Annotated in this window: 13 protein-coding genes; 6 read left to right on the plus strand and 7 right to left on the minus strand. The window is 66.6% G+C overall.

Annotated features, from left to right (window positions below; translation table 11 throughout):
* Nucleotides 1-5: 5 nt before the first annotated feature.
* From dalD to QM685_RS09570, 3 genes are all read left to right on the plus strand, one after another.
* Nucleotides 6-1,418: a D-arabinitol 4-dehydrogenase gene (gene dalD, locus QM685_RS09560; protein ID WP_415115091.1), complete on the plus strand. Its 1,413-nt coding sequence runs from the start codon at nt 6-8 to the stop codon at nt 1,416-1,418.
* A gap of 114 nt (nt 1,419-1,532) precedes the next feature.
* Nucleotides 1,533-3,014 carry a xylulokinase gene (gene xylB / locus QM685_RS09565; protein WP_415115093.1) on the plus strand — a complete coding sequence of 494 codons (1,482 nt, stop codon included), beginning with the start codon at nt 1,533-1,535 and terminating at the stop codon, nt 3,012-3,014.
* An 88-nt stretch (nt 3,015-3,102) separates the two neighbouring features.
* Nucleotides 3,103-4,050 carry a sugar-binding transcriptional regulator gene (locus tag QM685_RS09570; RefSeq protein ID WP_415115095.1) on the plus strand — a complete coding sequence of 316 codons (948 nt, stop codon included), beginning with the start codon at nt 3,103-3,105 and terminating at the stop codon, nt 4,048-4,050.
* Nucleotides 4,051-4,162: 112 nt separating this feature from the next.
* Here the strand turns inward: QM685_RS09570 and QM685_RS09575 are convergent, their stop codons facing one another.
* From QM685_RS09575 to QM685_RS09600, 6 genes are all read right to left on the minus strand, one after another.
* Nucleotides 4,163-5,272: an ABC transporter ATP-binding protein gene (locus tag QM685_RS09575; protein WP_415115097.1), complete on the minus strand. Its 1,110-nt coding sequence runs from the start codon at nt 5,270-5,272 to the stop codon at nt 4,163-4,165.
* 106 nt (nt 5,273-5,378) lie between these two features.
* Nucleotides 5,379-6,092: an HAD family hydrolase gene (locus QM685_RS09580; protein ID WP_415115099.1), complete on the minus strand. Its 714-nt coding sequence runs from the start codon at nt 6,090-6,092 to the stop codon at nt 5,379-5,381.
* Nucleotides 6,089-6,964, minus strand: a complete 876-nt coding sequence (locus QM685_RS09585) for a carbohydrate ABC transporter permease (protein WP_415115101.1) — start codon at nt 6,962-6,964, stop codon at nt 6,089-6,091. The genes QM685_RS09580 and QM685_RS09585 overlap by 4 nt, the downstream gene beginning before the upstream one ends.
* On the minus strand, nt 6,961-7,896 hold the full coding sequence (locus QM685_RS09590; protein WP_415115103.1) for a carbohydrate ABC transporter permease: 936 nt from the start codon (nt 7,894-7,896) through the stop codon (nt 6,961-6,963). The genes QM685_RS09585 and QM685_RS09590 overlap by 4 nt, the downstream gene beginning before the upstream one ends.
* Before the next feature lie 287 nt (nt 7,897-8,183).
* Nucleotides 8,184-9,506 carry an ABC transporter substrate-binding protein gene (locus QM685_RS09595; RefSeq protein ID WP_415115399.1) on the minus strand — a complete coding sequence of 441 codons (1,323 nt, stop codon included), beginning with the start codon at nt 9,504-9,506 and terminating at the stop codon, nt 8,184-8,186.
* A 109-nt stretch (nt 9,507-9,615) separates the two neighbouring features.
* Nucleotides 9,616-10,398, minus strand: a complete 783-nt coding sequence (locus QM685_RS09600) for an L-iditol 2-dehydrogenase (protein ID WP_415115105.1) — start codon at nt 10,396-10,398, stop codon at nt 9,616-9,618.
* Between the two features lie 327 nt (nt 10,399-10,725).
* Between QM685_RS09600 and QM685_RS09605 the strand changes: the two genes are divergently transcribed.
* Genes QM685_RS09605 through QM685_RS09615 form a run of 3 tightly spaced genes read left to right on the plus strand, consistent with a single transcriptional unit; the run spans nt 10,726 to nt 13,407 of the window.
* Nucleotides 10,726-11,688 carry a metal ABC transporter solute-binding protein gene (locus QM685_RS09605; RefSeq protein ID WP_415115107.1) on the plus strand — a complete coding sequence of 321 codons (963 nt, stop codon included), beginning with the start codon at nt 10,726-10,728 and terminating at the stop codon, nt 11,686-11,688.
* Nucleotides 11,685-12,632 carry an ABC transporter ATP-binding protein gene (locus tag QM685_RS09610; protein WP_415115109.1) on the plus strand — a complete coding sequence of 316 codons (948 nt, stop codon included), beginning with the start codon at nt 11,685-11,687 and terminating at the stop codon, nt 12,630-12,632. Before QM685_RS09605 ends, QM685_RS09610 begins: the two co-directional genes overlap by 4 nt.
* On the plus strand, nt 12,625-13,407 hold the full coding sequence (locus QM685_RS09615; RefSeq protein WP_415115111.1) for a metal ABC transporter permease: 783 nt from the start codon (nt 12,625-12,627) through the stop codon (nt 13,405-13,407). Before QM685_RS09610 ends, QM685_RS09615 begins: the two co-directional genes overlap by 8 nt.
* A gap of 90 nt (nt 13,408-13,497) precedes the next feature.
* On the opposite strand, the gene fghA is transcribed toward QM685_RS09615, so the two are convergent.
* Nucleotides 13,498-14,349 carry an S-formylglutathione hydrolase gene (gene fghA / locus QM685_RS09620; protein WP_415115113.1) on the minus strand — a complete coding sequence of 284 codons (852 nt, stop codon included), beginning with the start codon at nt 14,347-14,349 and terminating at the stop codon, nt 13,498-13,500.
* Between the last annotated feature and the right edge of the window lie 61 nt (nt 14,350-14,410).

A 14,410-nucleotide genomic window follows, 5' to 3' on the forward strand; every position in this document is an offset into this window, starting at 1 on the left:
CGCACATGAACAGCGGGCAAGGCAGCGGCGCGGCCGCACACATGATCCTGCACATCGGCGCGGGATCGTTTCACCGCGCGCATCAGGCGTGGTATCTGCATCGGCTCAACGAAGCAACGCAGCCCGGCGAACCGCGCTGGTCGCTGACGGTCGGCAATATCCGCGGCGATATGAACCCGGTGCTCGAAGCGCTCGCCGCGCAGGACGGCGTCTATACGCTCGAAACCGTCACGCCGAAAGGCGAGCGCGCGTACGAGACGATCCGCTCGATCGAGCGCGTGCTGCCGTGGACCGAAAACCTCGACGGGCTGATCGAAGCCGGCTCCGATCCGGCCTGCAGGATCATCGCGTTCACCGTCACCGAAGGCGGCTATTACCTCGACGAGCACGACCGGCTCGACACCGCGAACCCCGATCTCGCCGCCGATCTCGCCGGGGGCCATACGACGATCTACGGCGCGCTCGCGGCGATTCTCGACGCGCGCATGAAGCGCGGCGCGGGTCCCGTCACGCTGCAGACCTGCGACAACCTGCGCAGCAACGGCGAGCGCTTTCATGCGGGCATGAGCGAATTCCTCGCGCGGCGCGGCGCGGACGCGCTCGCGCGATGGTTCGACGACAACACGTCGTGCCCGTGCTCGATGGTCGATCGCATCACGCCGCGCCCGACGCCCGATGTGCGCGAGCGCGTGAAGGCCGCGACCGGCGTCGACGACGCGAGCCCGGTGATGGGCGAGGCGTTCATCCAGTGGGTGATCGAGGACCGCTTCGTCGCGGGACGGCCGGCCTGGGAGAGGGTCGGCGCGGAACTCGTCGATTCGGTGCTTCCGTACGAGGAAGCGAAAATCCGCATCCTGAACGCGCCGCATAGCTGCATCGCGTGGGCGGGCACGCTGGTGGGACTGAACTACATTCACGAAGGCACGCTCGACGCCGACATCCGCCAGTTCGCGTACGACTACGTGACCGAAGACGTGATCCCATGTCTCTCGCCAAGTCCGCTCGATCTTGAACGCTATCGCGACGTCGTGCTGGAGCGTTTCAGCAATCCGCACATCCTCGACACGAACCAGCGCGTCGCCGCCGACGGCTTCTCGAAGCTGCCCGGCTTCATCGCGCCGACGCTCGCCGAGTGCTTCGAGCGCGGCCGGACGCCGGCCGCGACCGCGATGCTGCCCGCGCTGTTCTTCCGCTTTCTCGAGCGCTGGCACACGGGCAGACTGCCGTACGCGTATCAGGACGGCGTGATGGACGAGCGCGTCGCGCACGGCTTCTTCACGGCGCCCGAGCCGCTGCGCGCGTTCGCCGCCGACAAGCTGCTGTGGGGCCGCATGGCGCAAACGCCCGAACTCGAAGCGGCGCTCGCCGGCGCGCTCGCGCGCGTCGACGCATGGCTCGTGAAACGCGGCGCGGCCTGACCGGCACCTTCCGTTTCCGCTCGGCTCGCGCGCGCCGCCAGGCTTAATGCTCATGACAGCGCCCGCGATGTGCGGCTAAAGTAGCGCATCCCCAACGACGAAGGTTTCGCGCCCATGTACTTAGGCATCGACCTCGGCACGTCCGAAGTGAAAGTTCTGCTGCTCGCCTCCGACGGACGCGTGATCGGCACCGCGGGCTCTCCGTTTACCGTTTCGCGCCCGCATCAGCGCTGGGCCGAGCAGAATCCCGAGGACTGGTGGGCGGGCACGCGCGCGGCGCTCGCCGCATTGCGCGCACGCCATCCGGACGAATTCGCGCAGATTCGCGGCATCGGCCTGTCGGGACAGATGCACGGCGCGGTGCTGCTCGATGCGGACAATCGCGTGCTGCGGCCCGCGATCCTGTGGAACGACATGCGCAGCGACAAGGAATGCGCGGAGCTGACCGGGCGCGCGCCGGAGCTGCACGGCGTCGCCGGCAATCTGGCGATGCCCGGTTTTACCGCGCCGAAACTGCTGTGGGTCGCGCGTCACGAACCCGACATTTTTGCGCGCACCGCCTGCGTGCTGCTGCCGAAGGATTATTTGCGCCTGCAACTGACGGGCGGCAAGGTGTCCGATCCCTCGGACGCGGCCGGCACGCTGTGGCTCGACGTCGCGAAGCGCGACTGGTCCGATTCGTTGCTGGCCGCCTGCAACATGACGCGCGCGCAGATGCCGGCGCTGCGCGAAGGCAGCGCGCCGGCCGGCACGCTGCTGCCCGAAGTGGCGCGCGAATTCGGCCTGAGCGCGAACGTGATCGTCGCGGCCGGCGGCGGCGACAACGCGACCAGTGCGATCGGCATCGGCGCGACGCAGCCGGGCGACGGCTTCGTGTCGCTCGGCACGTCGGGCGTGCTGTGCGTGGTCGGCGACAGCTTCCGGCCGAACCCGGCCTCCGCGGTGCACGCGTTCTGTCACGCGATTCCGGACCGCTGGCATCAGATGAGCGTGGTGCTGTCGGCGGCGAGCTGTCTGCGCTGGGTCTGCAAGCTCACGTCCACCGACGAGCCGACGCTGCTCGCCGAAATCGAGGCGCTGCCCGCCCACGCGCTCACCACCGCGCCGCTCTTTTTGCCGTATCTGTCGGGCGAGCGCACGCCGCACAACGACCCGTACGCACAAGGCGTGTTCTTCGGCATGAATCACGCGACCGATCGCGCGCTGCTCGGCTACGCGGTGCTCGAAGGCGTGACGCTCGCGCTCACCGACGGGCTGGATGCGCTGCGCGCGGCCGGCACCGAGGCGAAGGTGCTGTCGCTGCTCGGCGGCGGCGCACGCAGCGATTACTGGGCGCAGTTGCTCGCCGACGCGCTCGACACCGCCACGGTCAAGCACGGCGGCGGCGAGACCGGCGCGGCGCTCGGCGCCGCGCGTCTGGGCTGGCTCGCCGCGGGCGGCGATCCGGCCAAGGTACTGACCAAGCCGCCCGTCGAAAAGGAGTTCACGCCGAATCCGCGCCGCCACGCGGAACTGCGCACGCGGCTCGACGCGTACCGGGCGCTGTATCGCCACGTACGGCCGCTGTTCGATCCCGCGCGCGCGCCGCTCGCCTGAGCGCCCAACCGCGGCCGGCCTTCGCTCAGGCGCGGGGCCGGCCGCTTTCATCGGCACACTTCAAGCAAAACTCGAGCGAACCGTCATCGTGCCCAGGTCAACCGAAAAACTCGATCTCGCGACGCGCGCCGCGTGGCTTTACTACGTCGCGGGCAATACGCAAAACGAAATCGCCGAAAAGCTGCAGGTCTCGCGGCCGGTCGCGCAGCGGCTCGTCGCGTTCGCGGTCGAAAAGAACCTGATCCGCGTGCGCGTCGATCACAAGCTCGCCGACTGTCTGTCGCTCGCCGATCAGCTGTCGAAGCGCTACGGCCTCAGCATGTGCGAGATCGTGCCGATCGACGGCGACACGCCCGAGCAACTCGACCGCAAGCTCGCGGTGGCCGGCGCGCAGGTGATGGAGCGCTATCTGAACGAGCAAAAGCCGATGGTCGTCGCGGTCAGCAGCGGCCGTACGCTGAAGGCCGCGGTCGATCAGATCGCGCAGCTCGACCGTCCGCAGCACCGGCTGGTATCGATGGTCGGGGCAATCGCGCAGGACGGCTCCTCGAACCGCTACGACGTCGCGCTGCACATTTCCGAAAAGACCGGCGGCAAGCATTTTCTGCTGCCCGCGCCATTGCTCGCCGATAACGAGGCCGAGCGCGCGCAGTGGTGCAATCACCGGCTGTACCGGATCGTCGAGTCGCTGTCCGCGCAGGCCGATGTCGCGTTCGTCGGCATCGGCAACATCGGCATGGCCTGTCCGTTGCACGAGGACGGCTTCATCACGGAGGCGGAGGTGAACGAGCTGATGCACAACGGCGCGGTCGCCGAAATGCTCGGTTTGCCGATCGATGCGGCCGGCGCGCACGTCGAATCGCCGACCGGCCGGCGCGTGACGAGCATCGCGCTCGACGCGCCGCCGCGCCGGCCGACCATCGGCTTCGCGGGTGGGCAGCGCAAGCGCGACGCGTTGATCGCGGTGCTCAAGGGAGGCTGGCTTTCGGGGCTGGTGACCGACGAGTTGTGCGCGCGGGCGGCGTTGGAGGCGTGAGCTGCGGCGGCGTGGTGCCCGCCGCGTTCCGCGGCTCATCCCTATTACCCTATAGCGCGCGAAAAGCCGCGCATTCGCGAAAAGCGGCGCCCAGGCGCCGCTTTCCGTTTCATCAAGCCGCCAGCACCTCGACGATCTTGCGCTGGAACGCGTTGCCTTCGCTATCGAACAGATGGCAGTGCTCGGGCGTCGCGCCGAGCTTCTGCACGTTGCCCTTCGCATGCCGTTCGAGCGGCGGAATCCGCGCGATCAGGCCATCGGGCGCGACGCTCGACTCCGCGTACAGATACGCCGCGTCGCCCAGTGACTCGACCGTCATCGTGCGCGCGTCGATGCCATCCTCGGTCGTGCTCACGTGCAGATGCTCGGGGCGAATGCCGACCGTCACCTTGTCGCCCTGCTTCGCCGAGCCCGGATCGACCCCGACGCGCTGCGTCTCGCCGGTCTCATAACGCACGCTGACGCTGTCGTGCGACACCGACTGCACGGTGCCTTCCATGAAGTTCATCTTCGGCGAGCCGATGAAACCCGCGACGAAACGGTTCGCGGGCGCGTGATACAGCATCGTCGGGGTGCCCACCTGCTCCAGATTGCCCGCCGACAATACGACGATCTTGTCGGCGAGCGTCATCGCCTCGACCTGGTCGTGCGTCACGTAGATCATCGTCGTCTTCAGCTCGTCGTGCAGACGCGCGAATTCGAGGCGCATCTTCACGCGCAGCGCGGCATCGAGATTCGACAGCGGTTCGTCGAACAGGAACACCTTCGGCTTTCTCGTGATCGCGCGGCCGATCGCGACGCGCTGGCGCTGACCGCCGGAGAGCTGCTTCGGCTTGCGGTCGAGCAGATGATCGATATGCAGGATCTTCGCCGCGTTGCGCACCGCCGCGTCGATCTCCGGCTTCTTCGCGCCGGCGAGCTTCAGCCCGAACGCCATGTTGTCGTACAGCGTCATGTGCGGATACAGCGCGTACGACTGAAACACCATCGCGATGCCGCGCTTCGCCGGCGGCACGTCGTTCATGCGCACGCCGTCGATATTCAGATCGCCGCTCGTGATGTCCTCGAGACCCGCGATCATCCGCATCAGGGTCGATTTGCCGCAACCGCTCGGCCCGACGAACACGACGAACTCGCCATCCGCGATGTCGAGATTGATGTCGCGCATCACCTCGTTGTCGTCATAGGCCTTTCTGATGTTGCGCAAGGTTAGGCTTGCCATGATGTGTCTCCGTGTCATGCTGTTCGATACCGCGTACTGCCTGTTGCTGCGCGCGCTCCCGGGTTGCCGGGGGCCGCGCGAATTCGTGCGCGAATCCGCCGTGCGCTCAGGGCGCGGCCGCCGTCGCGCTCAGCGTCCATTGCGCGACGAGGTCCGGCAACTCCCGCATGTCGTCGAACACGTGACGCGCGCCGGCCGCGTGCAGGCGGTCGATCTGCGCATCGCTCGCATGACCGCCGCCGATAAAGCCTAGCACCGCCATGCCCGCCGCGGCGGCCGCGCTCACGCCGGCCACGCTGTCCTCGACGACGAGGCACGCGCCCGGCGCAAGACCGAAGTCGCGCGCCGCCGCGAGATACACGTCCGGTGCCGGCTTCGGATTCGGCACCGCGTCCGCGCAGAAGAGGTGCTCGCCGAAAAAGCGCGCGAGACCCGTGCGCGCGAGCACCGCCTCGACGTACGGCCGGAAGCTGTTGCTCGCGCAACCCTTGACGAGCGGCACCTGAGCCAGCGCGGCCTCGATGCCGTCGACCACCGGCGCCTGCAGCGCCGCCGCCTCGACCGCATGGCGAATCGCCGCGATATCGTCGCTGCCGAGCTGCTTGCCGAGCTGCGTCGCGGCGTCCTGCAACACGCGCTCGATGCGCAATCCCAGCAGCGGCAGCACGACCGGTTCGACGTCCGCGCCGGGCCAGCGCGCCTCGAGTTCGTGCACGAGCATGCGCGCGGCCACGGCTTCGCTGTCGATCAGCACGCCGTCGCAATCGCAGATCAGCGCCAGCCTGTTCGCGGGCGCCACCATTTCCGCGCCTGCCGTCATTTGACCGCCCCGAACGTGAGACCGCGCACCAGTTGCTTCTGCGACAGCCAGCCGACGATCAGGATCGGCGCGACCGCGAGCAGCGACGCGGCGGACAGCTTGGCCCAGAACAGCCCCTCGGGGCTCGAATACGACGCGATGAACACGGTCAGCGGCGCCGCGTTCGAGCTCGACAGGTTGATGCTCCAGAACGCTTCGTTCCACGACAGGATCACGAGCAGCAGCGCGGTCGACGCGAGTCCCGGCAGCGACATCGGCATCAGCAGGTAGACGATCTCCTGCCACGTCGCGGCGCCGTCGATGCGTCCGGCTTCGAGAATGTCGCGCGGAATCTCGGCGAAATACGTGAACGCCATCCACACCGCGATCGGCAGATTGATCAGCGTGTAGACGATGACGAGACCCGACACCGTATCGAGCAGGCCGCTGTTTTTCCACAGCAGATAGATCGGCACCAGCACGCCGACCGACGGCATCATCTTCGTCGAGAGCATCCACAGCAGCACCTTCTGCGTGCGGCGCGTCGGGAAGAACGCCATCGCGTACGCGGCCGGCACCGCGAGAATCAGGCACAGCAGCGTGACGCCGACCGAGATCAGCACCGAATTCCACGCGAACGCGAAGTAGTTGCTGCGCGCGAACACCTCGCGGAAGCTGTCGAGCGTCGGGATGAAAAACAGCGACGACGCGTAGGCCTGCTGCTCGGTCTTGAACGCGGTGATCGTCATCCAGAAGATCGGGAAGAACAGCAGCAGCGCGACGAGCCACGCGATCACGCCGGGAATGCCGCGGCGGACCGTTTCGAACGGCGATTTCGTCGACACCGCGACGGGCTGCGTCGTCGACGCCGGAGTGGAGGCAACGTGGCTCATTTTTCGTACTCCCCTTTCAGGTTCTTCGCGAGCATCCGCACGAGGAAGAACGACACGATGTTGGCCAGCACGACCGCGAGAATGCCGCCCGCCGACGCGAGACCGACGTCGAACTGTTGCAGGCCCAGCGAGAAGATCAGGTACGACAGGTTGGTGGTCGCGTCGCCCGGACCGCCGCCGGTGGTCGTATAGATCTCGGCGAAGATCGACAGCAGGAAAATCGTCTCCATCATCACGACGACCGCGATCGCGCGTCGCAGGTGCGGCAGCGTGATGTAGAAGAACATCGAGAACGGTCCTGCGCCGTCGATGCGCGCCGCTTCCTTCTGCTCCTGGTCGAGCGACTGGATCGCCGTGAACAGGATCAGGAACGCGAACGGCAGCCACTGCCACGCGACGATCATGATGACCGCGGTGAGCGGATAGTCGGCGAACCAGTCGATCGGCTGCATGCCCAGCGCGCGCATGCCCTGGGCGATCAGGCCGTACACCGGGTGCAGGATCATGTTCTTCCAGATCAGCGCGCTCACCGTCGGCATCACGAAGAACGGCGCGATCGCCAGCAGCCGCGCGATGCCCTGACCGTAGAACTTGCGGTCGAACAGCACCGCCATCAGCACGCCGCCACCCACCGTGATCACCAGCACCGATACGATCAGCTCGATCGTGTGCGCGATCGACGGCCCGAACGACGGATCGGTGGCGAGGTAACGGTAGTTGTCGAGACCGGCGAAACCGCGCAGATCGGGGTTCAACAGGTTGTAGCGCGAGAACGAAAACCAGATCGTCATCGCGAGCGGAATCACCATCCACAGCACGAGCACGGAGACCGAGGGCATGACGAGCCAACGGGCCGAATTCGCCTTGCGGGCTTCGCGTTCTTTTTCTGTCTGGGGATGGGCGTGCATGAGAGGTAGGCGCAAGGGACGCATGATGGACCACCTGTTCGGTAATGCGCGGAGCGTTCGTCCGAGCCGCGCGCGTGACGCGCGACGACCTGCCGCGCGACGCGCGCCGCCGGCGAACGGCCCGCTCTGCTGCGTGAGCCGGCCGGCGCGCATCGGTTGATGCGCATCGGCCGGCGCGTGCCGCATCGATCGATGCGGCGGGCCTGCCGCGAGACTGGCCGCGGTGCTTCCCGGGTTGCTTTATCGGGTCGCGCCGCGCTGCTTCCCGCGGTCGTTTTGCGGCGTACGTTTGCCGCCGCGTTGCTTCCGGGTTACTTCTGGTAGCCGGCCTGCTTCACCGCGCGATCGGCCGCCGCGTTGCCGGCCGCGAGCGCCTGATCGACCGTCATCTGACCGGCGATCGCGCCGGAGATGCTCTGACCGACCACGGTGCCGAACGACTGGAACTCGGGGATGCCGACGAACTGCACGCCGGTGTACGGCACGGGTTTCAGCGTCGGATGATCCGGGTCGGCGGTCTTGATCGCGTTCAGCACGAAGTCGCCGAACGGCGCGGCCTGCTTGTACTCGGGGCGCGCGTAGGTGGACTGGCGCGTACCGGGAGGCACCGAGGCCCAGCCCTCATCCTTCGCGACCAGTTCGATGTACTCCTTCGACGTCGCCCACGTGATGAACTTCTTCGCCGCGTCGGCCTGCTTCGACGACTTCGGAATCGCGAGCGCCCACGCCCACAGCCAGTGCGAGCCCTTCGGCGTGACCGCGATCGGCGCGGCGGCGAAGCCGACCTTGTCGGCGATCTGCGACTGCTGCTTGTTGTACAGCATGCCGGCCGCGACCGTCGCGTCGATCCACATCGCGCACTTGCCCGACGACATCAGCGTGAGGTTTTCGTTGAAGCCGTTCGAGCTCGCTCCCGGCGGGCCGTCTTTCTTCAGCAGATTGACGTAGAACGTCATCGCCTTCTTCCATTCCGGCGACGTCAACTGCGCATGCCACTTCTCGTCGAACCAGCGGCCGCCGAAGGTGTTGACCACCGTCGTGCCGTACGCCATGTTCTCGCCCCAGCCCGCCTTGCCGCGCAGACAGATGCCGTACTGCTCCTTGGACTTGTCGGTGAGCTTGTCGGCGAATTGCGCGATCTGGTCATAGGTCGGCTGATCGGGCATCTTCAGACCGGCCTTGTCGAACAGATCCTTGCGGTAATAGGTCATCGAGCTTTCGACGTAGAACGGCAGCGCGTAGAGCTGGCCGTTCGCGGACAGGCCGTCGCGGGCCGTCTTCACGACGTCGTCGAGATCGTAGCTCGCCGGCAGGTTGGTGATCGGCGTGAGCCAGCCGCGCTTGCCCCATTGCGGCGTTTCATACGCGCCGATCGTCATCACGTCGAACTGGCCGCTGCCGGTCGTGATGTCGGTCGTCGCGCGCTGGCGCAGCACGTTTTCCTCGAGAATCACCCAGTTCAGCTTGATGTCCGGATTCGCCTTTTCGAATGCGGGCGAAAGCTTCTTCAGCTCGATCATGTCCGGATTGTTCAGCGTCGCGATCGTCACCGTCGCCGCCGACGCGCTCAGCGCAAAGCATGCCGCCGCGCCGGCACCGGCCGCCTTCAGCGCGAATTTGAAAGCTGGTTTCATCGCTGGTTTCATCGTTGTCTCCTTTCTCGTGCGTTATGTCGTGCTGCGTTCGTTGTTCGGAATGACACGCCACCGGTGGCGGGCGATATGCCCGCTTTCAGCCCACTCTTCAGCTCATCCAGTTGCCGCCGTCGACGTTCAGCGTCTGCGCGGTGATGTAGTCGGCGTCCGCCGACGCGAGAAACAGCGCGGCGCCGGTCAGATCGTCGGGCACGCCCATGCGGCCGAGCGGCACCGCCTCGCCGACGAGCCGCTTCTTCTCGCCGGGCGGCCGGTTCTCGTAGCGCGCGAAAAGCGCGTCGACTTCGTTCCACATCGGCGTATCGACGACGCCCGGCGCGATGCCGTTCACGTTGATCCGGTGCGGCGCCAGCGCGAGCGCCGCCGATTGCGTGTAGCTCAGCACGGCCGCCTTGGTCGCGCAGTAGTGGGAAACGAGCGCCTCGCCGCGCCGTCCGGCCTGCGACGACATATTGATGATCTTGCCGCCGCGGCCCTGCTCGACCATCTGCCGCGCGACGGCCTGCATCAGGAAGAACATGCCCTTCACGTTGACCGCGAAGAGGCGGTCGAACACGTCCCAGGATTCGTCGAGGAGCGGGCGCATGTCGAACAGCGCCGCATTGTTGAAGAGGATGTCGATCTGGCCGAAGCACCCGAGCGTGCTCGTCACGATGCGTTCGATGTCCTCGCGGCGCCTGACGTCGGCGCTCACGCCCAGCACGCGCTCGCCGTAGGCGGCGCGCAGCGTGTCGCCGATGCTGTCGACCGGCTTCACGTCGACCAGCACGCAGCGCGCGCCTTCGTCGAGATAGCGCCGCGCCACCGCTTCACCGATACCGCTGGCCGCGCCCGTCAGAATGGCCACCTTGTCCTGCAATCGTGCCGCCACTGCCTGTCTCCGGTTCGTTCTGCATTCTGGCGCGTAGTGAGCGAACGCTCATTGCGCGAACAATTGCTCTGTAAGTGATCGAATGATCGGATACGGACCGGGTCATGTCAAGGCGCGTGGCCAGATTTCGATGGTGCAGCGCGGCAGGATTCCCTCGTCCCCGGATACGGTCGTACTGACAGGAAAGCGCGATACGTTATATCATTCCGGCCTCGACACGCGGTGGTCGCGTGCCGCGAGATCGGGGTCCCGCAGCGCCATCCATATCCATAGCAGTCACCGCCACCGTCGGTGGTTCATTCAACTCTCACGCAGCAGGAAACGACGATGAAAACAATCGGCTCGATGTTCACCGGAGCGCGCCGCGCGCTGAAGCTGTCGAAATATCTCCCGGCCTGGCTGCTCGCGGGCGCCGCGCTCGCGTTCGGCCACGGCGCGTTTGCCGCCGACGCGAAAATCCCGGTCGTCGCCGCGGAGAATTTTTACGGCGACGTGGTGCGGCAGCTCGGCGGCGAGCGCGTCAACGTGACGAGCATCCTCAGCAACCCGGACCAGGACCCGCATCTGTTCGAAGCGAGCACGGCCACCGCGCGCGCATTGCAGCATGCGAGCCTCATCGTGTACAACGGTGCGGACTACGATCCGTGGATGGCGAAATTGCTGGCCGCGTCGAAAAGCACGCAGCGCACCGTGATCATCGCGGCCGATCTCACCGGCAGGAAAGGCGGCGACAATCCGCACCTGTGGTATGACCCGGCGACGATGCCGAAGGTCGCGCGCGCGATCAGCGACGCGCTCGTCGCGGCTGACCCGGCGCACAAGTCGGCGTACGATGCGAACCTCGCGAAGTTTCTCGATTCGCTGAAGCCGATCGACGCGAAGGTCGCCGAACTGCACGGCCGCTACGCGGGCGTGCCGGTCACGGCGACCGAGCCGGTGTTCGGCTATATGTCGGACGCGATCGGGCTCGCGATGCGCAACCAGCGTTTCCAGCTCGCGACGATGAACGACACCGAGGCGAGCGCGGCCGATATCGCCGCATTCGAACGCGATCTGCGCGAGCGGCGCGTGCGCGTTCTGATCTATAACAGCCAGGCAACCGAGGCGCTGACCCGACGCATGTTGAAGCTTGCACAGCAATCGAAAGTACCGACGATGAGCGTCACCGAAACCTTGCCGGCCGGCAAGACCTATCAGACGTGGATGCTCACGCAGCTCGACGCGCTGGAGAAGGCGCTCGCCGCGGGTGACACGAACGGCGCGAACGACGCCAAAGGAAAAACCCCATGATTTCGACTGGCCGCCACGCGCCAGCGGCTGCGCCGACCGGCGCGTCCAGCACCGCCAGGAGCGGCACGCCCGTACTCGAACTCGAGCGCGTGACGCTCGAACTCGGCGACCGCGCGATCCTGCGCGATACGAGCTTCGTCGTAAACCAGGGCGAGTTCATCGGCGTGCTCGGGCCGAACGGCGCGGGCAAGACCACGCTGATGCGCGCGGTGCTCGGTCTGGTGCCGGCCGCGCAAGGCGCGATCCGCGTGCTCGGGCGGGCGGTCGAGCGCGGCAACGCATCGATCGGCTATATGCCGCAGACGCGCAGCGCGCTCGCCGGGCGCCGCGTGCGCGGCCGTGATTTCGTCGCGATGGCCGCCGACGGGCATCGCTGGGGCCTGCCGCACGCGGATGCGCACACCCGCGCGGACGTCGACCGGGTGCTCGAACTCGTCGGCGGCAGCAAGCTCGCGCTACGGCCGCTGTCGGAACTGTCGGGCGGCGAGCGTCAACGGCTGCTGCTCGCGCAGTGCCTGCTCGGCAACCCGAAGCTGCTGCTGCTCGACGAACCGCTGATCAGCCTCGATCCGCATCATCAGAAGAGCGTCGTCGAGCTGGTGCGGCGCGTGCAGCAGGAGCTCGACATCGCGGTGCTGTTCTCCGCGCATGAGCTGAATCCGCTGCTGAATTCGCTCGATCGCGTGCTGTATCTCGGCAACAGCGTCGCGGCGCTCGGCACCGTCGACGAAGTGATCACGCGCCCGGTGCTGTCGCGGCTCTACGGTTCGCCGATCGACGTGATGCGCGTGAATGGCCGCATCTTCGTGATGTCGGGTGGCGTCGAGGTCGAGAAGCACGATCACGAGCACGAACACGACGAAGACGACGGTCATTCGCACAGTCATTCGCACGGCCACTCACACCAGCACGACTCACGCGACGGACACACACACGATGTTTGAATACGATTTCATGGTGAACGCATTCGCGGCGTCGGGGATCGTCGCGGTGCTGGCTGGCGTGGTCGGCTATTTTCTCGTGATGCGCGGACAGACCTTCGCCGGTCACGCGCTCTCGCACGTCGGTTTCACCGGCGCGACCGGCGCGGTGCTGATCGGCATCTCGCCGATCTGGGGGATGATCGGCTTCACGCTCGCGGCGGGCGTCGGCATGGGCGCGCTCGGCGAACGGCTCGCGGGACGCGATGTCGCGATCGGCGTGACGCTGTCTTTATCGCTCGGCTTCGGTCTGCTGTTTCTGCACTTCTTTACCGCGTACGCGACGCAGGTCACGGCGCTGCTGTTCGGCAACGTGCTCGGCGTGAATGCATCGACGCTCGTCGTGCTCGCGGCGTTGGGCGCCGTCAGCCTCGTCGCGCTCGCGGCGATCATGCGGCCGCTGCTGTTTGCGTCGCTGCAACCGGAACTCGCCGAAGCGAAAGGCGTGTCGCTGCGCCGCGTGTCGGTGCTGTTTCTCGCGATCACCGCTTTGGCGGTGGCGGCGTGCACGCAGATCGTCGGCGTGCTGCTCGTGTTCACGCTGATGGTCGGGCCGGCCGCCGCCGCGCAGAACCTGAGCACGCGGCTCTCCACCGGCCTGGTGCTGGCCGCGGTGTTCGCGCTCATGCAGGCATGGCTCGGTCTGACGCTCGCGTTCTATACCGACTGGCCGACCAGCTTCTGGATTACCGTGCTGTCGGCGCTGGTGTATGGCGGGAGTCTGCTCAGGCGGCATTGAGCGGCGTCGGCCAACCTCAACGCGCTCATCCAGTGAAAACGGCGGCATATTGATGTGCCGCCGTTTTTCATTTCGCGTCCCGCGACGTTTTCACGCGAGCAACACCTTCGCATGATGCGCGAGGTGATCCTCGATGAACGTCGAGATGAAGTAATAGCCGTGGTCGTAGCCCGCATGACGGCGCAGCGTCAGCGGCTGCCCCGCGGCCTTGCACGCGGCTTCGAATACATCCGGATTCAGTTGCACGGCGAGAAACTGATCCGCGAGTCCCTGATCGACGAGAATCCCTTGCGTGAACTTGCGCGACGCATGCGCGACCAGCTCGCTCGCGTCGTACTGCTTCCACGCCTCACGGTCGTCGCCGAGATAGCCGCTGAACGCCTTCTCGCCCCACGGACAACGCATCGGCGCCGCAATCGGCGCGAACGCCGACACCGACCGATAGATCTCCGGATTGCGCAGCGCGAGCATCAGCGCGCCGTGCCCCCCCATCGAATGACCGAACACGCCGAGGCGCGCGCCATCGACCGGCAGGTCCGCGAGCACCGTGTCGCGCAGCTCGTCGCGCACGTACGAGTACATGCGGTAATGCTTCGCCCACGGCTGCCGCGTCGCGTCGATGTAAAAGCCCGCGCCGACGCCGAAGTCCCACGCATCGCTTTCGCCGGGCACGTCCGCGCCGCGCGGGCTCGTGTCCGGCGAAATCAGCGCGATGCCGTGCTGTGCGGCAAAACGCTGCGCGCCGGCCTTGATCGCGAACGTCTCTTCGGTGCAGGTCAGGCCCGCGAGATAGAACAGCGCGGGCACCTTCGTATTCCCTTGCAGCGCCTGCGGCGGCAGATAGACCGAGAAGCGCATCGGCAGGCCGATCGTGCGCGACTCGTGCCGGTAGAAGCGCTGCTCGCCGCCGTGGCAGGCATGCGACGAAAGTAGTTCGAGCATCGTCAAAGGCTCCTGTATCGGATCGTCGATGTTGAGATGGTTGTTGTGAATGGTATTGCAA

The sequence above is a fragment of the Paraburkholderia sp. genome (genome assembly GCF_047605525.1).
Taxonomy (GTDB): Bacteria; Pseudomonadota; Gammaproteobacteria; order Burkholderiales; family Burkholderiaceae; genus Paraburkholderia.